The organism is Acerihabitans arboris, assembly GCF_010131535.1.
Classification (GTDB): Bacteria; Pseudomonadota; Gammaproteobacteria; order Enterobacterales; family Enterobacteriaceae; genus Acerihabitans; species Acerihabitans arboris.
On record NZ_WUBS01000013.1, the window covers coordinates 117,433 to 140,012 of the forward strand.

Annotated in this window: 15 protein-coding genes; 7 read left to right on the plus strand and 8 right to left on the minus strand. The window is 58.6% G+C overall.

What is annotated here, in order from left to right:
- Window positions 1-178: 178 nt before the first annotated feature.
- Window positions 179-1,450: a dicarboxylate/amino acid:cation symporter gene (locus GRH90_RS17970; RefSeq protein WP_162367337.1), complete on the minus strand. Its 1,272-nt coding sequence runs from the start codon at window positions 1,448-1,450 to the stop codon at window positions 179-181.
- Between the two features lie 224 nt (window positions 1,451-1,674).
- On the minus strand, window positions 1,675-3,681 hold the full coding sequence (hmsP, locus tag GRH90_RS17975; protein ID WP_162367338.1) for a biofilm formation regulator HmsP: 2,007 nt from the start codon (window positions 3,679-3,681) through the stop codon (window positions 1,675-1,677).
- Between the two features lie 814 nt (window positions 3,682-4,495).
- Here hmsP and bcsO point away from each other — a divergent pair.
- From bcsO to GRH90_RS18010, 7 genes are read left to right on the plus strand one after another with little or no spacing between them, the layout of a single operon-like run.
- Window positions 4,496-5,200, plus strand: a complete 705-nt coding sequence (bcsO, locus tag GRH90_RS17980; protein WP_162367339.1) for a cellulose biosynthesis protein BcsO — start codon at window positions 4,496-4,498, stop codon at window positions 5,198-5,200.
- Window positions 5,191-5,994 carry a cellulose biosynthesis protein BcsQ gene (gene bcsQ, locus GRH90_RS17985; protein ID WP_162367340.1) on the plus strand — a complete coding sequence of 268 codons (804 nt, stop codon included), beginning with the start codon at window positions 5,191-5,193 and terminating at the stop codon, window positions 5,992-5,994. The genes bcsO and bcsQ overlap by 10 nt, the downstream gene beginning before the upstream one ends.
- A gap of 17 nt (window positions 5,995-6,011) precedes the next feature.
- Window positions 6,012-8,111, plus strand: coding sequence for a UDP-forming cellulose synthase catalytic subunit (bcsA, locus tag GRH90_RS17990; RefSeq protein WP_162367341.1), 2,100 nt, complete (start codon window positions 6,012-6,014; stop codon window positions 8,109-8,111).
- 20 nt (window positions 8,112-8,131) lie between these two features.
- Entirely contained in the window at window positions 8,132-10,690 is a 2,559-nt protein-coding gene (gene bcsB, locus GRH90_RS17995) for a cellulose biosynthesis cyclic di-GMP-binding regulatory protein BcsB (RefSeq protein ID WP_246236125.1), read from the plus strand.
- Between the two features lie 49 nt (window positions 10,691-10,739).
- On the plus strand, window positions 10,740-14,666 hold the full coding sequence (locus GRH90_RS18000; protein WP_162367342.1) for a cellulose biosynthesis protein BcsC: 3,927 nt from the start codon (window positions 10,740-10,742) through the stop codon (window positions 14,664-14,666).
- Window positions 14,667-14,677: 11 nt separating this feature from the next.
- Complete coding sequence (gene bcsD / locus GRH90_RS18005) at window positions 14,678-15,148, plus strand: cellulose biosynthesis protein BcsD (protein ID WP_162367343.1); 471 nt, start codon at window positions 14,678-14,680, stop codon at window positions 15,146-15,148.
- 12 nt (window positions 15,149-15,160) lie between these two features.
- The gene (locus GRH90_RS18010) at window positions 15,161-16,162 is read left to right on the plus strand and encodes a family 8 glycosyl hydrolase (protein ID WP_162367344.1); all 1,002 of its coding nucleotides are present in this window, start codon (window positions 15,161-15,163) and stop codon (window positions 16,160-16,162) included.
- Between the two features lie 60 nt (window positions 16,163-16,222).
- Here GRH90_RS18010 and GRH90_RS26060 read toward each other — a convergent pair whose 3' ends face one another.
- The 6 genes from GRH90_RS26060 to dppA all read right to left on the minus strand — a co-directional run bounded on the left by GRH90_RS26060 (window position 16,223) and on the right by dppA (window position 22,157).
- Complete coding sequence (locus tag GRH90_RS26060) at window positions 16,223-16,408, minus strand: hypothetical protein (RefSeq protein WP_218586262.1); 186 nt, start codon at window positions 16,406-16,408, stop codon at window positions 16,223-16,225.
- 16 nt (window positions 16,409-16,424) lie between these two features.
- Entirely contained in the window at window positions 16,425-17,435 is a 1,011-nt protein-coding gene (gene dppF, locus GRH90_RS18015; protein WP_162367345.1) for a dipeptide ABC transporter ATP-binding subunit DppF, read from the minus strand.
- Window positions 17,432-18,412, minus strand: a complete 981-nt coding sequence (dppD, locus tag GRH90_RS18020; protein WP_162367346.1) for a dipeptide ABC transporter ATP-binding protein — start codon at window positions 18,410-18,412, stop codon at window positions 17,432-17,434. Before dppD ends, dppF begins: the two co-directional genes overlap by 4 nt.
- Window positions 18,413-18,422: 10 nt before the next feature.
- Window positions 18,423-19,325: a dipeptide ABC transporter permease DppC gene (gene dppC / locus GRH90_RS18025; protein ID WP_162367347.1), complete on the minus strand. Its 903-nt coding sequence runs from the start codon at window positions 19,323-19,325 to the stop codon at window positions 18,423-18,425.
- A gap of 11 nt (window positions 19,326-19,336) precedes the next feature.
- On the minus strand, window positions 19,337-20,356 hold the full coding sequence (dppB, locus tag GRH90_RS18030; protein ID WP_162367348.1) for a dipeptide ABC transporter permease DppB: 1,020 nt from the start codon (window positions 20,354-20,356) through the stop codon (window positions 19,337-19,339).
- A gap of 193 nt (window positions 20,357-20,549) precedes the next feature.
- On the minus strand, window positions 20,550-22,157 hold the full coding sequence (dppA, locus tag GRH90_RS18035) for a dipeptide ABC transporter periplasmic-binding protein DppA (RefSeq protein WP_162367349.1): 1,608 nt from the start codon (window positions 22,155-22,157) through the stop codon (window positions 20,550-20,552).
- Window positions 22,158-22,580: the final 423 nt, after the last annotated feature.

Genomic DNA, 22,580 nt, shown 5'->3' on the forward strand with positions numbered 1-22,580 from the left:
AAAACGTGTCGCAAAGTGTATCATGTTGTTAGACCGCAGACCTGTGCGGATGTCACGGCACGAAAGAAAATAGTACCGCGCGGGTTCTAAACGATACAAAAATGGGCGTAACCAAGTATTGCCGGCCGTATCGCTACGCGCCGGCCGGTAAAGAGGTCAAGGAAACGGCAGGGAATTATCAGGTTCTAACGGCGGCTTTAGCGGGTTTTAGCACGTCATTCAACTGTTTTTCATCCAGCTGATCGCACCACTTGGCCACGACGATAGTGGCAACGCCGTTGCCCACCAGGTTGGTCAGCGCGCGGGCCTCGGACATAAAGCGGTCGATGCCGAGTATCAACGCCAGCCCCGCCACCGGCAGATGGCCGACCGCCGACAGGGTCGCCGCCAATACGATAAAGCCGCTGCCGGTTACGCCCGCCGCCCCTTTGGAGGAGAGCAGCAACACCACCAGCAGGGTCACCTGGTGGATAATGTCCATATGGCTATTGGTGGCCTGGGCGATAAATACCGCCGCCATCGTCAGGTAGATCGATGTGCCGTCGAGGTTAAACGAATAGCCGGTGGGTATGACCAGGCCCACCACCGATTTTTCGCAGCCGGCGCGCTCCATTTTATCCAGCATGCGCGGCAGCGCCGACTCGGAGGAGGAGGTCCCGAGCACAATCAGCAGCTCTTCTTTGATATAGTTGATGAAACGGAAGATATTAAAGCCGGTGACCCGCGCAATGGTCCCCAGCACCACCACCACGAACAGGATACAGGTCAGGTAGAAACAGGCGATAAGCTGTCCCAGCTGTATCAGCGACCCCAGGCCGTACTTACCGATGGTGAAGGCCATGGCGCCGAAGGCGCCGATCGGCGCCAGGCGCATGATCATATTGATAATGCCGAAAATCACCTTGGCAAAACTATCAATCACGTTAAAAATCACCTGGCCCTTTTCGCCCAGACGGTGCAGGGCGAAACCGAACAGCACCGCGAACAGCAGTACCTGCAGGATATTGCCGCTGGCGAAGGCGCCAATCACGCTCGCCGGGATAATATCCATCAGGAACGCCACCAGCCCCTGCTGCTCGGCCTGCTGCGCGTAGACCGCCACCGCCTTGGCATCCAGGGTGGCCGGATCGATGTTCATGCCGGCGCCCGGTTGCACGACGTTAACAATCACCAGGCCGATAATCAGCGCGATGGTGCTGACAATCTCAAAATAGAGTAGCGCCACCGCCCCGGTGCGGCCCACCTCTTTCAGGCTTTCCATGCCCGCGATCCCGGTCACCACGGTACAGAAGATAACCGGGGCGATGATCATCTTGATTAACTTAACAAAACCATCGCCCAGGGGTTTCATGTCTGCGCCAAGCGCCGGATAGAAATGCCCCAATAAGATCCCTGCCACAATGGCCACCAGAACCTGCAGATAGAGACTTTTAAACGGGTTGAATGTCATACGCCAACCTTCTTCGTGAGTTATACGCGTTTAAGTGAGTTGATTATGTAGCGAGTTTATTAATGATTTGATAATGATTTAAATATCCCGAAATACCAATACACCACCGCGCGCGGGTTGTCGGCAGGCAACAGGAGAAAATCAGAATTGAAACGCTTCAGTTGGACTTTAGAAACTATAGTAAGCAGCGATGGGTACCGGTGCGTGGGTCACGCCCGGTTGGTCTAAACGGCGGCGAGATGCAGGAAACGCTGCTCAAAATCGCCCTGGGGCAGCGGCTCGGAGAACAGGTAGCCCTGGCCCCAGTTGATTTTGTGCTGCAGCAGGCATTGCAGCTGCGCCTGGGTTTCCACCCCTTCGGCGATCACCGGCAGCGATAATACCTCGGCAATGGCGCTGACGATGCGCAGCATCACCAAATCCTCCGGCAATTTTTCGATAAAACTGCGATCGATTTTCAGTAAATCAATCGGCAGCTTACGCAACCGGTCCAGGTAATAAAGGCTGGAGTAACCCATGCCAAAATCATCCAGCGCGATTAATATCCCCAGTTCCCGCAGCTGGCGCAGCAGATCAAGGGAGTGCTCGAATTCGGTAATGCGCGCGGTTTCGGTGATTTCCAGCACCAGTTGGGCAGGCCCGATTTGGTAACGGGCCAGCAGCACCTTGAGGAAAGGCACCAGGTTGGACTCCTGCAGTTGTTTGGCGGAAAGATTCACCGCCAGTTGGAGCTGGGCGCCGCGCTCGCGCCATTGCGCCAGCACGCGGCAGGAGGCTTCCAGCACCCAGTTGCCCAGCGGCACCATCGCGCCGATTTCCTCGGCGCCGCTGATGAAATCCGACGGCAGCGAGTAACTGCCGTCATCCTGGCGCCAGCGCAGCAAGACCTCCGCGCCAATTAATTGCCGATTGCGAATATCCACCTGCGGCTGGAAGAACAGCGCGCAGCGCTCTTGTTCAATACCTTCCAGGATAGTGCTTTCCAGCGTCATGCGCCGGTGAACCATGGCGGTAAGCTTGGGCTCGAAGAACAGGATCTGGTTTTTGCCGTTGTCATGGGCCAACATCATGGCGGACGTGGCGCGCCGTAATAATTGGTGCGCGGACTCTTCACTACGTTGCCTGAGGGCAATACCGATGCTGGCGGCGGGGCGCAGCGACAGGCTGCCGATGGTTAGCGGGGCATTGATACTTTTCAGAATGCCCTGCGCCAACTGCATCCCCTCGAAGGCGTTCTGGATGCAGTGATCGAAAACGGCGAATTCATTGTGGTTGAGCTGGCCGAGAAAGCGATGATCGTTAAGATGCCGCTTGAGCTGCCGGGTCAGCGTCATCAGCAGGATGCCCCGTTGCGCCTCGGTCAGGACGCCGGAGGCCTCCTGCAACGTGCCGATGCTTATCACCAGCAGGCAATACTGCTGCGGGTCCTTCCTGAGAGCCATGCGGGAATCCAGCATGGCGGTAAACAGGTTTTTATTCGGCAGCGCCGTCTCGGCATGGCGGGTCGACAGCCGGTTGAGATCCTCGAGCATCCCGGCCAGCACCTGCTGGTTGCGGTTATAGCTGCGCACCAATACTCCCAGCTCATCGTCGCGATGCATGTCCGGCAGCGACAGCTGGTGCCGGGGGGCGTCCTGCGGCGACAGCATTTCCAGCTCGCGGGCGATTTCACGCAGGGGGTGGACCATCAGGCGATTAATGCACCAGGTGATCGACACCGTCAACACCAGCGCCAGCAGGAGATAGGTGGACATCATGGTGGAAAACGCGCTGGCGATAAATTGGTACAGCCGATAGGAGTCGGCTTGCAACACCAATGAAGCCAGGGCGCGCGGATGCGAAGGCCGCGGCAGCGCATACAGCGGCACCGAGATTTCCACCGGCAGCCTGAACAGGCGTGCGATCAGGGCCGGCACCGGCCGTTCCGGCGGGAAATCCGCATGCAGCACCTGGAAATCGTCCGGCAGCACCACATCCGCCCGGCTTAGGATACCGACCGGCTTCAGGGTATTGAGAATACGCTCGGCCTGGGGCACGTCCCCTTTTAATACCGCGCTGGATAAAGGCAGGCGCACCGACATGGCAATATTTTGCAGCTGCTGGGCATAATCCTCGCGCCGCTGCTGCACAAAATGAAACAGCTGGATCACGATAAAAATGCAAATAGTCACCAGCGCCACGCCTGATACCGTAGCCATTTGTTTAATCGTTAATGAACGTCTGATCCGCAAACTGTTCTCCAATGCGTCGTTCAGCCCAACCCTAAATGCCCTACATCGACTGACGGGAAAGCCGTCGGTAACATCCCGGAAATAGCCCTCGCGCCGGGCATTCGGCACAGATTTAACTGATTCGGACAGCGAAAAATCGCCGCGCTGGTCTTAAGGCGATTTTATGCATACTAATATATACTATCTCATGCAGGGTTTTATTTTTTAAAACAGGCATTTCGTCTCAATAACGCTTATTGTCGCCACCCGGCTATAATCTCAACATTTCACCTAAGAATATTCTGAATCGCAGCGCCGCAGGCGCGCTTATCTCGGGTATTAATCACATCTACCCCTGCAATTCCTACCGTCACGGTGCTGGCATGGGAAACGACAGCTGTGTAAAATGCAATCATTGCCATACATCAGTTTTTTTTTACAGTCTGTCCGCCATTATTTTTCCAAGACATTACGTTTTCTGCAGCATTTTGCTCAGACGTTACGATATGGATGCGCAAACGGACGATAATGACCTTCCATCGGCAATCGCTTTTATTCAGGGTCGCTCTACGTCATGATTGGAGAAAATGATTCCCAGCGCCTACGCTTGTGTAAAGCGGGGCGGGATTTTAGCGCAGATAAATATGTTTCATTTGATTTAACTTTGTAAAACTTTGAAACTTGTATTAGTTTGTCTTAATGACCTTCTAATGCACTCCATTGGGCCAATACCGAGACCTATTACCATAACTAACACGAGCTGCGGGCGTAGCCTCCTTCTAAAGAGAACGTGCTCCTTGGCGAAGTTGCGCAAATTTAGCTGACGAGGTTGAAAATGAATAATTACGATGATATTAAGCGGTTTAAAGAAAAGCTCAATATGGAAAGCATTGATTATAAAGAAATCGCTGAAAGCAATCCTAATATCACCTCGCATAATTGGGCGATTATAAAACAGGTCGCCACCGCCGATGAACCCTTTCATCCCCTGGAGCAGGGCCGGTCCACCCAGCCGACGCCTGCCCCGATCTCGGAAAAAGAATTCAGCGCCACGCCCCTTGGACAACAGGCACGGACACAGCAGCCACGCGCGGTAGGTCATATCAATCAAAACATAAGCGCCCGCTATCGGCCGCAGGCAACGGTCCAGGGGGACTCTTTCGCCTCGCCCCTGATGAGCGCGGTCAGCCAGGCGCTGCCGGCCACGTCACCCGCCATGCCGTCCGCCGAGCCCGCCGGTGAGGCGCCCGCCGGCGCGGCGTTGCTTAACGCCATACAGCGCGAATTTGCCGCTCCGCCCAAAGCCGTTACCCCGCCGCGGCCACAGGCGCCGCAGCCGGCCGCAACGCCGCTGTTCGAGGCCGCAACGCATGTCCGGCCCGCGCCGGCCGCCCCACGGACGACATCACCGGGCCAGGCTACGGCCAACGCGATGCGCTTTAATAGCCTGTTTAACCGGAAAGCCCAGCAATCGGCGACGCGGCCGGGCAGGGATATGCCCCTTTCACTTCTTTTAGAGAATATTGCTTTATGCCGTTAGTCTGTGTCTGTTCGCCCAAGGGCGGCGTGGGTAAAACGACCGTTAGCGCCAATCTTGCCTATGCCCTGGCCCGCAGCGGCAGCAAGGTGCTGGTGATTGATTTTGATGTGCAAAACGCGCTGCGGTTACATTTCGGCGTACCCATCTCCGATACCCGGGGTTATGTGGCGCAGGCCACCGCCGCCGTGGACTGGAGCCAGTTTATCCTTAAGGCCGATGCCAATCTGTTTGTATTGCCTTATGGCGAGGTGGAGGAAGAACAGCGCCTGGCGTTTGAAACCTCCATCAGCCGCGATCCGCATTTTCTGCTGCGCGGATTAAACACGGTATTAAATTACCCCGGCCTGGTGGTCATCGCCGATTTTCCTCCCGGCCCGGTGGCGGCGTTAAAAGCCGTCCAGTCCTTCGCGGATATGCATATCGTGGTAATGCTGGCCGATACCGCTTCTCTCTCCTTATTACCCCAAATGGAAAACCATAAATTCCTCGGGGCGCCGATGAACAGCCGTCTTGGTGAATATTATGTGGTTAATCAGAGTGATATGCGACGTAACCTCAGCCGCGATGTCTCGCAATTTTTTGAGCAACGTTTGGGCGATCGGTTATTGGGCACCATCCACCGTGATGAATGCGTGCCTGAAGCCAATGCGTCGCAACGTTCGATCATTGAATTCAGCCCGGTGTCCGCCGCCGCGTTTGATATAGAACTTATCAGCAAAAAGGTCGCCGCTATTGTCGGGGTGAAAGTGGGCGACGGTGAGTTTTACGCCGTGCCTAATCACGGCATCAAATAATTAGCACAAGGCCAGGCATGAATAAGCTTATATTTTCCATACTCCTTTTATTGTTACTGCCCGTCGCCGCGCTGATCATCATCACGCCGATGGATAGCGATAAACAATACATTTTCGGCCTGTTCAGCATAGGGCTGCTGCTGCTGCTGGGCGTCAGTAAAAGCCATTTAATCAGCGTCATCATGGTGGTAATGTCTTTTTTGATGTCCACCCGTTATATCTATTGGCGCGCCACCGAAACGCTGCATTTTAATTCGGTGATCGAGGCGGCTTTAGGTATCGGCTTATTTATCGCTGAAATGTATGCCTGGATTATCCTGGTGCTCGGTTATTTGCAAACCACCTGGCCGCTGAAGCGTAAAATCGAACCGATGCCGGACGATCCGTCCACCTGGCCGACGGTGGACGTGTATGTGCCGTCCTATAACGAGAGCCTGGACGTGGTGCGCGATACGGTGCTGGCGGCGCAGTGCATCGACTACCCGCGCGATAAGATGAAAATCTATATCCTTGATGACGGCAAACGCAGCGAGTTCGCGGTGTTCGCCGCCGACGCCGGGGTAGGCTATATCACCCGTAACGATAACAAACACGCCAAGGCCGGTAACCTGAACCATGCGATGACCGTGACCAAAGGCGAGTATATCTGCGTATTCGACTGTGACCACGTCGCCACCCGCGCTTTCCTGCAGGCGACCGTGGGCAGCTTTTTGATCGACGATCGCCTGGCGCTGATCCAAACGCCCCACTACTTCTATTCGCCCGACCCGTTCGAGCGCAACCTGTCGGCGGCGCGCGATATCCCCAACGAAGGCGCGTTGTTCTACGGACCGGTACAACAGGGCAACGATAACTGGAACGCCACCTTTTTCTGCGGCTCCTGCGCGGTGATCCGCCGCAGTGCGCTGGAACAGATTGGCGGCTTTGCGGTGGAAACCGTTACCGAGGACGCCCATACCGCCCTCAAGCTGCAGCGGCTGGGCTGGAATTCCGCGTTCCTGTCCGTTCCGTTGGCGGCCGGCCTCGCCACCGAACGCCTGGGACTGCACGTTATCCAGCGCACCCGTTGGGCGCGCGGCATGACCCAGATTTTCCGTATGGATAATCCATTGTTCGGCCGGGGCCTGAAATGGCAGCAGCGTTTGTGCTATCTCAACGCCATGCTGCATTTCCAATACGGTTTGCCGCGCGTGGTATTCCTGACCGCGCCGCTGGCCTATCTGCTGTTTAACCAGAATATTATCGCCTCGTCCGCCAGCACCATTTTCGCTTATGTGCTGCCGCATCTGTTCCTGGCGGTCTACATTAACTCCCGGATGAATGGACGTTTCCGTTATACCTTCTGGGGTGAAATCTACGAAACGGTGATGGCGTTCCATTTGATCATCCCCACCGTGCTGACCTTGATTTCCCCGAAGCACGGCAAATTTAACGTGACCGACAAGGGCGGGCTGCTGGACGTCGGCTTCTTTGATTTCCATATCGTCAAGCCGCACCTGATCGTGGCGGTATTGCTGGGCATCGGCATTGCCGCCGGCGTGGTGCGCGCGGTCATGCATGACTATTTCAACGTCGACCCGCGGGTTATTTTGCTTAATGTCGTCTGGGCGTCGCTGAGCGTCATCATCTTGCTGGCGGCGATTGCCGTGGCCAAAGAGACGCGCCAGATCCGCAAGACCATTCGTATCGATGTCAGCATTCCGGCCATTATCCACTATGCCAGCGGAATTTCAGCACGCACCGAAACCCTGGACCTCTCCATGGGCGGGATGAAGCTGGTCACACCCGACGAGCGCTACCAAAACGATCGCATCGAGGAAGTCGAACTGCGGCTGCAGTCCGGCGCGGTCTGCATTCCAGTCAGCCTGATCGGCGCCGACGCCAACGTGATTCGCCTGATGTTTGAAGAGATGCCGCTGGAAAAACGACGTGAGCTGGTGCGGGTGGTGCTGGCCCGCGCGGATGCCTGGATCGTGCCGCCGTATCCGAAGGACAGGCCATTGCACTCATTTGCCAGCATTGTCCGTTGCGTGTTCGAACTGTTTTACAACACCTGGAAAGAGCGCGGCCAAAAAAGAAAAAATGCCAAGTCCGCTGGACCTGGCGAAGCGACTTAAGCTTACGCGGAAATCATCGAATGCCATTTCGTATCAGGAAGATAGCCCACTTTTTTATGCTCATCGCAGCCCTGGGCGGCTTCGGGGCCACGGCATGCATTAGATCGGCCTTTGCCGCCGATCCGCCGGCGCCCGCCGCGCCGGTTTATCATCTGCCGCCGCTGCCGGCGCCGCAGGGCAATGATGGCGCGGGCGTTCAGTCCGGTGACGCCTCGGCCGGCCAATCCGCAGCAGCGAAATCGACCAACGATCCCGCCTCCGGCGCCAACGCGGCGGCGGATGGCGGCGCGCAGTCAACCTTGCCGGATGCCGGCGCGCCCCCCGCCCACGGCCTGCCGATGGATTTCCCTCCGCCGGTGATAAGCGTGGCGCCGCAGGATGCCTCCGCCGGCGCGGCGGGCCAAAATATCGATAACCAGCTTGCGCAGGTCACCCCCATTAGCGACGATACCATCAGCGTCGCCAATATGGGCCAGCCGAACGGCCTGACCCTGAGCGGCGGCCAGCTGCAATCCGGGATTGTGTTTACCCTGCCGCGCGACCAGGTGGCCACCACCGCCCGGTTGTTTCTGGCGCTGAAGGTATCCCCGGCCCTCGCCGCCCGCGATACCAGCCTGCGCCTGATGCTCAACGGCCAGGAACTGGGCAATGTGGCTCTCAGCCAGGCCAACGCCACGGATAATGTCTATGAGCTGGATATCCCGGCGGCGATGATTGTCAGCAACAATAACCTGAGCTTTAGCGTCAATGACGATAATACCCTGACCTGCGAGCGGGACCTGTCGGACAAATATTGGGTGACCATCCTGCCCGCCAGCCATCTGCAGCTGAGCAGCCAGATACTGGACATCGGCCGCGACCTGAGCCATTTTCCCCGTCCTTTTTACGATCCGTTGTCGATGAAAGGCTCGTCGGTGGCGTTTATCTTCAGCCAGACGGTCAAATCCGACTCGGTGGCGGCCGCCAGTATGCTGGCGTCCTATTTCGGCCTGTTGTCCAGTTACCGTAATATGGATTTCCCGGTGCATCTGAACCAGCTGCCGCCGCAAAACGGCATTCTGTTCGGCGAGCCCGGCGAAAAAATCGCCGACATCACCCTGCCCCAGGTTACCGGTCCCACGTTGCAGATGATCGATAACCCGCTCAATCCGGTATATAAATTATTATTGGTAGTCGGGCGCAACGGCAACGAAATGCGCCAGGCCGCCTATCGCCTGATTTCGTCGCCGCTGCCGCCCAGGCAGGACGTGATCCGGGTGCAGAACCAGGCCATTCCGTTACGCCAACCCTATGATGCCCCGCGCTGGATTGATACCACCAAGCCGGTCTACCTGAAAGATCTGGCGCAAAGCCCGGCGGCGCTTACCGCCAACGGCCTGTATCATGACGGCATCCGCATCGGCTTTCGCGCCGCCCCGGATCTGTTTATGTGGGATGGCGATTCCATACCGGTAAAAATTGATTACCGTTTCCCTATCGAGACCTGGATTGACGAGGATTTGTCTCAGCTAAGCATTACGCTTAACGGGACGTTCCTCCACAGTTTGCCGGTGAACAAACACGGCCTGGTGGAAACCGCCTGGCGCATGCTGGGCGGCGATACCCGCCAGGAAACCTTCAACCTGCAGCTGGCGCCCTATTTGATTTATGGCGATAACCAAATGGAGTTTTATTTTGCCCTCAAGCCCAAGGCGGACGCGCCCTGCAGCCTGCTGACCAGCAATAATATCAAAAGCCGCATCGACCCCGACTCGACTATCGACCTGAGCCGGACGCACCATTTTACGATGTTGCCAAACCTGTCCTATTATGTCGGCGCGTCATTCCCCTTCAGCCGGCTGGCGGATTTCTCCCAAACGCTAATGCTACTGCCCGCCAAACCGGAAGCGGGTGAAATCGCCACGCTGCTGGCCATGGCCGCCCGGGCCGGCAACGCCACCGGCATCCCGCTTAATCGCGTGGATGTGCGCCTGGGCCTGCAAGACCACGGGGCCGGCGCGATCCCCCTGGCGGACAAGGATATCCTCGCCTTCGCCTCGCTCAGGCAGACCGATCTGGTGCGCGATCTGCTGGCCGGTTCGCCCTATGAAATGCGCAACGGCCTGCTATCGGTAAAAGCAGAGACCCTGACCGATACCTTGAAACGCTATGTTACCGGACGTTTCTTCCGTCAGGGGGTGGAGGCGGACCGTTACCTGGCGTCCACCGACGCGTGGCGGGGTTTCCTGAGTTTCACCTCACCCTGGGCCGGCAACCGGGTGGTGGTAATGGCCACGGCCACCGACAGCGGCCAGTTGGCGCATTTAAACGGTGACCTGCAGTTGCCGGTCATTAATGCGGGAATTCGCGGCGACATCGCGGTGATCAACGCCGAAAATGGGGTAAAAAGCTTTTCCGTCGGCAACCAGTTCCCCAGCGGCGAAATGCCCTGGTACATGATGATCATTTGGTATGCCAACCAGCATATTATTTTCCTTTCTTTAGGTGGCCTGGCGTTCGCGGTGCTGATAGGAAGTTGCATTTATGTTCTGCTGGCACGGCATGCGGCTAAACGCCTGGCCAATAGTGCGAACAAATAACCGTATTTACAAGCAGTGTTGCCTGTCTGGGCCATATGGGTAAGAGAAGATGAAACGGCAAATCAAAAAAGACTTAAAAACGCTGTATGTCGCCGGCCTGGCGGGCCTGTCGCTTTTTTCCGCCCTGGCGCAGGCGGCGGATAACAGCCCGGCCATCAACGCACTGCTGCAGCAGGCGGCCTATTGGCATGAAAAAGCCCATAACGACCTGGCTCAGGAGTCTTTGCAGAAAATCCTGGCGGTGGATGAGAATAACGCCGATGCGCTTTATCTGCTCTCACTCTACGCGCTGCGCGACGGACAGAAGGCCGAGGCCCAGAAATGGCGCCAGCGGCTGGTCAAGGCCTCGCCCAACGACGCGCGGTTGCAAAACCTCGACAGCGCCAGCGTATTGCAAACCATATCGCCCACCCAGTTAGCCAATGCCCGGCAATTGGCGGCGCAGGGCAACACCGCCCGCGCCCTTGACAGCTACCGTACCCTGTTCCAGGGCAACCAGCCCCTGGACAGCCTGGCGGTGGAATATTACGAAACCCTGGCCGGGATACCCGCGTCACGTCCGGACGCCATCGCCGGCCTGCGCAGCCGCGTCGGCCAGCAGCCGTCCGATGCGGCCGCCAAACTGGCATTGGGGCGGATCCTTACCTACGACGAAAATACCCGGCGCGAAGGGATCGGCCTGCTGTCGCCGATGGCCGCCAATAGCAAAGCGGCGGACAACGCCCTGCGCCAGGCGCTGATCTGGATGGCGCCGCAGCCCGGCGACAAAACCGCCTATGACGATTATATGCAGCGCCATCCCAGCGACGGCGCGGTGTTACGGCATTTCCAGCAAAGCGTGGGCGGCGCTGAAAAAGGAGAGGGTTATAGCGCTCTTAACAGCGGCGATCTTGCGGCGGCGCGCAGCCGGTTCGAGGCGGTGCTGACCACCAACCCCAACGACGGCGACGCCCTGGCGGGATTGGGGTATATCGCCATGCGCGGCGGCGATTTCAGCGCGGCGGAAAACTATCTTAACCAGGCGGTGAAACAAGGCGGCCCGAACAGCGCGCAATGGGCCTCGCTTGCCAAGGACGCCCATTTTTACGGTGAGCTGAACAAAGCCAAGGGCGCGGTCTCGTCCGGCGATCTGAATACGGCGTTAACCCTCAGCGCGCCGCTGGCGCAGGCGGAAGGGAGCAAGGGCATATCGGCGGAGCTGTTCCGCGCCGACGTATTGCGCCGCCGGGGCGACCTGGCCGGCGCGGAGCAGACCTATCGCTCCGCGCTGTCGAACGATCCGCAAAATACCGATACCAAGCTGGGGTTGTACTACACCCTGCGCCAGGCCGATAAAACCGCCGAAGCGCAGCAGGTGTTGGCGACGATTCCGGCGGACAAGCGCCCGCAGGTGGCGGCGGGCGCCGTAAGCGTGGACCCCTTGCGCCGCCAGGCGGCGCAGGCGGGCGATCCGCAGCGGGCCTTGAGTTTGTTGCAGCAGGCGCTGGAAAAACAGCCGTCCAATATCTGGGTGCGCCTGGATATGGCGCGCATCCTGCAAAAACAGGGCGACAGCGCCCAGGCGCAGGCCCTGCTGGCCGCCGCCGGTCAACGTGGCGCGCCGGCGGATAATCTGTACGCCGCCGCCTTGTTCGCCAGCGAAACCCAGCGTTGGGCGGTGGCGTCACAGCTGCTGGCCTATATCCCCGAAAGCCGCCGTAACCGCGCCATGCGCGATCTGGCCGTGCGGGTAAATTTTAACCAGCAGATGTCCGGCGCCGAGCGCTATATGCAGCAGGGCAACCGCACCGCGGCGTTAAATACCCTGCGCGCCCTGGCGCAAACGCCGCCCAGCGCGCCGGCCGATGCCGGCAAGCTGGCGCAGGACCTGATGGCCCTGGGCGACAGCGCCGCCGCGGTGGCGCTGGTACGTAATAATATGCGCGCCGGCGTTAACGGCACGGCCGGCGATTATGCCGCCCAGGTGGGCGTGCTGAACCAGGCGGGCCTGACCGCCGAAGCGGAAGCCTGGATGAATAACCCGAGCATCCTGGCCAACAGCACGCCGGCCGAGCTGAGCCGCATTCGCCAGGGGTCGGTGATCAACCAGGCGGATGAACTGCGCGCGCGCGGCCAGTACGCTGCGGCCTACGATAAGCTGATCGTGGCGATGCAAAGCGACCCGCAGAACGTCGACCTGATGCTGGCCATGGCGCGCCTCTACCAGTCCGGCAAAATGAACGAGCAGGCGGCGCGGGTCTATGATTATGTGCTGGTGCGCGATCCGCAAAACGAAGGCGCCCGTGAAGGCGCGGCCAACGCCGCGCTGGCGCAGGGCGATATCGGGCGCGCCAAGCGGCTGGTGGCCGGCATGCAGGGCCCGCGCTCGGTGGACCGCATGGTGCTTGAAGCGCGGATTGCCGAGGCGGCCGGGGATCATGAGCAGGCCATTGCCCTGCTGCGCTCGGCCAAAGGCCGGATAATCGGCCTCAATACCGCCGGGCCCGGCGGCGCGCCGGTGATCGGCGGGCTGGAAACCGCCGATAATCCCTTTGTCAACAAAAGCGCGGCCGCGACGGCGCCGCGCACCGCGTCCGCTTACGGCACCGTTTTGCCCTGGCAGCGTTCCGATACCGTGTCGCCGCTGCCGCTGACCGGCATGACGCTGGCGTCGGCCAACGCCGAGACGCCGGAAGATCGTACGCTGAAACAAATCAACCAGTTGCTCGATCAGGAGCAGCAAAAAACCGCCACCTGGGTCGAGGGCGATGTGGGCATCCGCTCGCGCGACGGTGAAAGCGGCCTGAGCGGACTGACGGAAATCAAGGCGCCGCTGGTGCTGTCCGGCGTGCCGTTCGACAGCTCGCGGCTGAAGCTGACGGTAACGCCGGTATCGCTGGACTCCGGCTCCACCAGCGGCACGGTCAGCAACCGCTTCGGCACCGGCGCGCTGCAACAGGCCAGGCTGGTGGAAGCCGCCACCGCGGCCGCCACCGCCACCGCCGGCGCCACGACGTCGACCACCACCACGTCCACCACCACCGGCTCGGACGGCACGTCAAGCACCACCACCACCACGACGTCCTCCACGTCGGACGCCGCCTCCTCCGTCAACTCCGGCGATTACGTCGCCGATTCTTCCGGTGCGCAAAAAGCCTCCGGCGTGGAAGTCAACCTGGCGCTCAGCGGCGACAGCTATAAAGCCGATGTGGGCACCACGCCGCTGGGCGAGGATCTGAGTTCGCTGGTGGGCGGCCTGCAGTGGTCGCCCAGCCTGAGTAACTTCAGTAAGCTTATCTTCACCGCCGAGCGGCGCGCGGTAACCGACAGCCTGCTTGCCTACGTGGGCACCCGGGATAAAATTACCGGTAAAAAATGGGGCCAGGTCACCAAGAACGGCGGCGGGGTGCAATATTCCTACGACGACGGCGACGCGGGTTTATACGCCGGCATCGGCGGTTATAGCTACCTGGGCGAGAATATTCCCGGCAATACCGGCATCACCTCCTCGGCGGGCTTCTATGTGCGCCCGTTGCGCGAGGATCATAGCGAGGTGAAGACCGGTATTAATATCACCTTCATGGACTATGATAAAAACCTGAGCTATTACAGCTACGGCCAGGGCGGTTATTTCAGCCCGCAAAACTATATCAGCGTCTCGCTGCCGGTGGATTACACCCAAAAGTACGACGATTGGGACCTGACGCTCGGCGGCTCGGTGGGCTATCAATCCTATTCCCAGGATAAAAGCGCCTATTACCCGAATAATCCGGCCCTGCAAACCGCGCTGGAATCCCTGGTCGCCGCCGGTTACGCCGATTCCGCCTATTACGACGCCCGTAATGAAAACGGCGTCAGCTATAACGTGCATGCCAACGGCAGTTATAAGATCAATCCCAACATGGCGGTGGGCGGCCAGGTGGGTTACGACACCTTTGGCGACTACTCCGAGAGCACCGCGCTGGTGTACTTCAAATATTTATTGGGTGGTAAATAAGTATGCAGGATATGCCTGACACAACTCCCGAGCTGGACTATTTCCGCCGGCGGCAATGCCAGGCCGGCTGGCAGGATCTGCTGGATATCATGATATCCGGCATTACCGCCAACGCCGGCGACGAAGACCGCCGGCAGTTCCTGAATTTGATGGGCAGCCAGTTGGCCGGACGCTTCCCGTTGCCCCATGCCGAAACGGTCGGGGATCTGGAGGACAGCCTGAACCGGCTGTGGTCCGATTTCCATTGGGGCTTCGTGCAGCTGCAGCCGGGCGAGACCTGCCTTACGCTGGCGCATCATGCGTTTCCCGCCGCCGCGCCCGGGGCGCGGGAGGAGGAATGGACCGCCGGACTGGCGGCGGTCCTTGAAGGCGCCTATGCTGAATGGTTATCAGCCCAGGGCGGACAGCCTCATGTCGCGCTGCGTTGGCAACCAGACAGCGCGGAAGGCATAATGACCTTTAGTTATCAAAACAGCATTTAAGGGATTAGCGTCATGAATTTTGCCCGCCATCTATCATTGCTGCTCGGTTTGATTTTTACACTGCTGACGGGCGCCGCGCAAGCCGACAGCGCCGGCTGGCAACATTATAAAAGCCGCTATATGCTGCCGGAAGGCCGCATTATCGACACCGGCAACCACAATGTCAGCCATACCGAAGGCCAGGGCTACGCCATGCTGCTGGCGGTTAACTATAATGACCGCGCCACCTTCGATACCCTGCTGAAATGGACCAACCAGCATCTGTACCGCAAAGATATCGGGCTGTACTCCTGGCGCTACGATCCCGCAGCCACCCCGCCGGTGGCCGATCTCAACAATGCCTCCGACGGCGACACCCTGATTGCCTGGGCGCTGCTGCAGGCCGGCCAGAAGTGGCAGCAACCGCAATATACCGCGGCGTCCAATGCGCTCCAGGCGGCGATCGTTAAGCACAACGTGATTAAGTTCGCCGGCTACAGCCTGCTGCTGCCGGGAGCGTCGGGATTTAACCAGAACAGTTCGGTGACGCTCAACCCGTCCTATTTTGTTTTCCCCGCCTGGCAGGCGTTTTACCAGGCCGGCCACCTTAAGGTGTGGAACGATTTAACCACCGATTCCCTGAAACTTCTGGGACGGATGCGCTTTGGCGACCCGCAGTTGCCCACCGATTGGGTGACCCTGCGGGCGGACGGCGCCTTATCTCCCGCCGATCGCTGGCCGTCGCGCTTCAGCTTTGACGCCGTGCGCATCCCGCTGTATATCAACTGGGCGCAGCGCAACAGCCTGTCGCTTGGGCCCTACGTCGCCTACTGGCGCCAGTTCGACCGGCTGGCCACGCCCGCCTGGGTGGATGTGCTGAGCGGCGCCAAGGCCGATTTCATGCTGTCGCCGGGCATGCTGGCCATCCGCGACGCCATCATGGCCAACGGCGCGCAGGTTAACGACAATATTCAGCCACAGGAAGACTACTACTCCGCCAGCCTGCGGATGCTGACATACTGGTCGCTGAAATGAAGCGGGAAGAAATTACCATGAGTCCGATCGGTGGCGCTGACAATAGCGTCACCAGTAAAATCAGCTGGTAACACCAGGTCCAGCTCTTTGCGTTTTTTGCCATCCACGGATGTGATAGATATCGAAGTGACGCCGCAAATCATCAATGATGATTTGCGGCGTCATTTTTTTTATCTGTGAATTTTTTTCGGTCCAGGCTGCCGTCGGCATGACGGGCAAGAAGCATCCCATCATGCCCGCCAGCACGTTTATGTCATCACATTCAGCGAATGCCCTGCGCCTCATCCTGATCGACGGCGAAGCACGCCACCAGTTGGTCGCCGTAGCGCTTAAGCTGCGGCTGCAGTTCGGTACAGGTACCGAAACGGCGGCGGCAGCGGGCGCTGAAGGCGCATCCCGGCGGCGGATTCAGCGGGCTGGGCAGCTCGCCGGTCAGCTTGATGCGCTCGCGGCGCAAATCCGGGTTCAGCCTGGGGGTGGCCGACAGCAGCGCCTGGGTGTAGGGGTGGCGCGGATTGCTGAAAATCGCCTCCTTGCTGCCCTTCTCCACGCAGCGGCCCAAATACATCACCATCACCTCGTCGGCAATATGCTCCACCACCGACAGATCGTGGGAAATAAACACATACGACAGCCCCATATCCTGCTGCAGATCCATCATCAGGTTCAGCACCTGGGCGCGGACCGACACGTCAAGGGCCGATACCGGCTCATCGGCGATCACCACGTCGGGGTCGAGCATCAGCCCGCGGGCAATGGCGATACGCTGGCGCTGGCCGCCGGAAAACATATGCGGATAACGATCGTAGTACTCGGTGCGCAGCCCCACCTTCGCCATCATCGCCAACGCTTTGTCGCGGCGTTCAGCGCGGTTAAGCGAGGTATTGATTTGCAGCGGCTCCTCGAGGATTTGTCCCACCTTCTTGCGCGGGTTCAACGAGCCGTAGGGGTTCTGGAACACAATCTGGATCTTCTGGCGGCGCAGATGCGCGGCGGTGACATCGGGTTTTAACAGATCTTGCCCCAGGTAATGCAGCTGCCCGCCGGTAGGCGTTTCGATCATGGTCAACAGGCGGCCGAGGGTGGATTTGCCGCAGCCGGACTCGCCGACCACCGCCAGCGTCTTGCCGCGCTCCAGGGTAAAGGACACCCCGTCCAGGGCCTTGACCATGATTTCCTTGCCGAACAAGCCTTTTTTAACCGGGTAGTATTTCTTTAAATCGACCGCATGCAGTAACGCGGTTGCCTGCGGATCGTAAATAGTCTCGCTCATCGGGTGGGTCTCCCCGCATCATCCAGCGGATAGTGACATTTTGACTGACGATCCGGCAGGTCCCGCAGCTCCGGCTCCACCTGGCGGCAGTAATCGGTGGCGTAGGGACAGCGCGGGTTCAGCAGGCAGCCCGTGGGACGGTCATATTTACCGGGCACCATGCCGGGCAACGAAGCCAGCCGGGCCTTGTCGGCGGCGAATTCCGGCAGCGAGCGCAGCAGCGCCTGGGTGTAGGGATGGCGCGGCGCGCGGAAGATTTCGGTCGCCTTGCCGGTCTCCACCACCTGGCCGGCGTACATCACGATAATATGATGCGCCGCTTCGGCCACCAGCGCCAGGTCATGGGTAATCAACACCAGCGCCATGTTTTCCCGCTGCTGTAAATCCAGCAGCAGCTCGATAATCTGCGCCTGGATGGTCACATCCAGCGCGGTGGTGGGCTCATCGGCGATCAGCAGCTTGGGACGGCAGGCAATCGCCATGGCGATCATCACGCGCTGGCTCATGCCGCCGGACAACTGGTGCGGATAGACGTCCAGCCTGGATGCCGGCGCGGGAATACCCACCAGAGTCAGCAAGTCGATGGCGCGCTGGCGGCGGGTGCGGCGGTTGCCGCCCTGGTGCACCTTGATGGCTTCCATGATCTGGAAACCGACGGTGTAGCAGGGATTGAGGCTGGTCATCGGGTCCTGGAAAATCATGGCAATGTCGGCGCCAATCAGCTGGCGGCGCTCGTTGCCGGAGATTTTCTGCAAATCACGGCCGTTGAACACCAGGTTTTCCGCCATGACGCGGCCGGGAAAATCAATCAGGCCCATGATGGCCAGCGAACTGACCGACTTGCCGGAGCCGGACTCACCGACAATGCCCACTACCTGGCCTTGTTCCACCTGGTAGCTGATGCGGTCGACGGCACGAAACGGTGTCCCTTCATCACCGAAATGTACCGATAGTTTATCTATGGTTAATAACGCCATTGCTTCCTCGTTACTGCTTGAGTTTGGGGTCGAGCGCGTCGCGCAGCCCGTCCCCCATCAAATTAAAGGCTAAAACGGTGAGCAGGATAATGACCCCCGGGAAGGTCACCACCCACCAGGCACTCTGCGCAAACTGCAGTACATCGGAGAGCATGGTGCCCCACTCCGGTGTCGGCGGCTGCGCGCCCATGCCCAGGAAGCCCAACGCGGCCATGTCAAGGATGGCATTGGAGAAGCCTAACGAAGCCTGCACGATCAGGGGCGCCAGGCAGTTGGGAAGAATATTGATGAACATCTGGCGCATGGGGCCCGCGCCGGCCACGCCCGAGGCGGTCACGTAATCGCGGTTCACCTCGCCCAATACCGCCGCGCGCGTCAGGCGCACGTAATGCGGCAGGGCGACGAACGTCAGCGCCAGCGAGGCGTTGACGATGGAGGGGCCGAAGATGGCCACCAGCACCAGAGCCAGCAGCAGGCTGGGCAACGCCAGCATGATATCCACCACCCGCATGATGGCCACGTCCACCAGTCCGCCGATGTAGCCGGACAGCAGGCCGAAGATCACGCCGAAAATCAGCGACAGCGCCACCACCAGGCAGCCGACCAGCAGGGAAAGACGCGCGCCGTACATCAGGCGGGTCATGATATCGCGCCCGACGTCATCGGTGCCCAGGATGAACTGCCAGCTGCCGCCCTCCATCCATACCGGCGGGCGCAGCAACGCCTCGCGGAACTGCTCCGCCGGGCCATGGGGCGCGATTACCCCGGCGCCGATGGCGATGACAAACATCAGGACGATATAGGCCAGGCCGATCACCGCGCCTTTATTGCGTTTAAAATAGTGCCAGAACTCCTGGAGCGGGGTCATGGGCTTCGGTGCGCCGGTTATCACCGGCTCAGAGATTTCAGTCATTTTCCATTCCCCTATTTCTTGTGGCGAATACGCGGGTTAACCACGCCGTACAGCACGTCCACCAGCAGGTTCACCACAATAATCAGGATCGCCACCAATAACACCCCGCCCTGTACCACCGGATAATCACGGCGTTGCAAGGCCTCGATCAGCCAGCGGCCCAATCCCGGCCAGGAGAAAATCGTTTCCGTCAGGATAGCGCCCGCCAGCAGGGTGCCGACCTGCAGGCCGATGACCGTCACCACCGGCAACAGGGCGTTGCGCAGGGCATGGACAATGATGACGCGCATGCGACTCAGGCCCTTGGCGCGGGCGGTGCGGATATAATCCTCGCTCAGCACTTCCAGCATCGCCGAACGGGTCATGCGCACAATCACCGCCAGCGGGATAGTGCCGAGCACGATGGCCGGCAGGATCATATGCATCACGGCATCCTTGAAATCCCCCGGTTGTCCCCAGATCAGGGTATCGATCAGCATAAAACCGGTGAGCGGCATGCTGTCGTCCAGGAATACCGTGTCGCCCACCCGCCCGGACACCGGCGTGAGATTAAAGTGCACCGACACCAGCATGATAAGCATCATGCCCCACCAGAAAATCGGCATCGAATAGCCGGCCAGCGAGACGCTGACCGCGGTATGATCAAACAGCGAACCGCGCTTGACCGCCGCCAGCACCCCGGCGGGGATACCAACCAGCACGGCAAAAATCATCGCGCAAACCCCCAGTTCCAGGGTTGCCTGGAAACGCGGCACGAATTCCTGCCAGACGGGGATGCGGCTTTTAAGCGAAATGCCCAGGTCACCGTGCATGATGCCGACGACATAATTCACATATTGCTGAAATAAAGGTTTATCCAGTCCCAGCTGCGCCATCATCTGGGCGTGGCGCTCGGGGGACATTCCACGCTCGCCCGCCATGATCAGCACCGGATCGCCGGGGATCATATGGACAAACGCAAACGTCAGTAAAGTAATACCAATAAACGTCGGGATTACGAGTCCCAAACGTCGGAGTATGAACTGCAACATATTCCGAACTCTCTGTTTCTGTAGATAGTTTACCCGGGCGCATTACGCGCCCGGGTTATCAAAGCTCACATCTTCAGGAATCCCCCGTGGCCTCGCTGGCGCGATACCTTCCCCGGTGCGGCACCGGAGAATATTCCCGCTTCCCGCTGAGGTGGGGGAAGCTCCCTACAGGGTATGGGGGGTTAAATGACCTTTAGTCTAAAGATACGTTCTCGAAATGATGTTTACCCAATGGATCGACGATATAACCCTTAACTTCCTTACGCACCGGCTCGTATACCGTAGAATGGGCAACGATGAGCGCGGGCGCCTGATCGTGCATTACCACCTGGGCCTGTTTGTACAGGTCGACGCGTTTTGCATGATCGGAGGTACTGCGCGCCGGTTGGATCAGGTCTTCAAACGGCTTGTAGCACCATCTTGAATAGTTGGAGCCGTCTTTCGCCGCATCGCAGCTAAAGAGGGTGGCGAAGAAGTTATCCGGATCCCCATTGTCCCCGGTCCAGCCCATCATGACCGACTGATGCTCGCCGGCTTTGGCGCGCTTAAGGTATTCGCCCCATTCGTAGCTGACGATCTTGGCCTTGACGCCGATTTTAGCCCAGTCGGACTGAATCATCTCGGCCATGCGCCTGGCGTTCGGGTTGTAGGGACGCTGTACCGGCATAGCCCACAAATCAATGGAGAAACCATCGGGCAGACCGGCTTCTTTCAGCAGCTCTTTCGCCTTGGCCGGATCGTAAGCATAATCCTGCACCGCGTCGTTATAGCTCCACATGGTCGGCGGGATCAGGTTTTTCGCCGGCTGGCCGGCCCCCTGGTATACCGCGTCGATGATGGCCGATTTGTTTACCGCGGTGATCAGCGCCTGGCGAACCTTCAGGTTATCCAGCGGTTTTTTCTCGACGTTAAACGCCAGGTAACCCACGTTCAGACCCGGCTGCTCCATCAGGTTGATGGTTTTGTCTTCTTTCATGCGCGCGATGTCGGCCGGATTAGGATACGGCATGATCTGGCATTCGTTTTTCTGCAGCTTGGCATAACGTACGGAAGCGTCCGGGGTGATGGAGAACACCAGGCGATCGATTTTCGGCTTGGTGCCCCAGTAGTTTTCAAACGCTTTGTACAGGATGCGGGAATCTTTCTGGTACTGCAGCAGCTGGAACGGACCGGTGCCGATCGGGTTAAGATCGATTTTTTCCGGCGTGCCCGCTTTTTGCATCAGATCGGCATACTGGGCGGACATGATGGAGGCGAAGTCCATGGCCAGGTCGGCCAGGAACGGCGATTCCTCGCGGGTCAGGTTAAAGCGCACGGTGTAGTCGTCGACTTTTTCCACGCTGGCAATCAAATCACCCATGCCCATGCCGTCAAAGTATTCGTAGTTGCCGCCGGATACTTTATGGTAAGGGCTGTTGGCATCTTTCTGCCGCATAAAGGAAAAGATCACATCGTCGGCGTTAAAATCGCGGGTCGGTTTGAAATCCTTGCTTTCCTGCCACTTCACGCCTTTGCGCAGATGGAAAGTATAGGTTTTGCCATCGGCGCTGATTTCCCATTTTTCCGCCAGGCTCGGAATCACTTCCGTGGTGCCCAGTTTAAAATCGACCAGACGGTTGTAGATCGGCACGGAACTGGCGTCAAAACTGGTGCCAGAAGTGAATAACTGCGGGTTGAACCCTTCAGGCGAGCCCTCTGAGCAATAGACCAGAGTTTTCGCCTGAACGCTGGCCGCCACGGCTAGTGCCGCCAGGCTAATGCCGACCTTCAGTATCCCTGATTTGGTCAAGGAAATTGTCATCGTTATGCTCCGTTGTGTGGTGTGATGTTGTGTGTTGTACGGCCAGACGCTGTTTTTTTTAATGCTGCGGTCTGTGCAGTGTGCCTTGCGGCATCAGAACTAAAGAAGGGAAAGTATGCCGGGATGCCCATTGAAAAGCACCGACCGACGCGTTGAATGCGTAGATCCATTCAAACAATCCATTGCCCCTCCTGACTTCCGAGGCTCCCAATTTGGCAACAGTTTACCAATACGTCAATATAACCTGTAGGGATTTACACATTTTGTGAGGCGCAACAAGCGAAAACAATCAACAGGTGTTTAGCCTAAAAAGGAGCACAATAGGCAGCATTATCGTCAAAAAAGTGAAATATTTCACTATATGACAGTCATGTGACAGCCATTCATTCTATTTAAAAACTAAAAAAAATTATTTTCGTATGG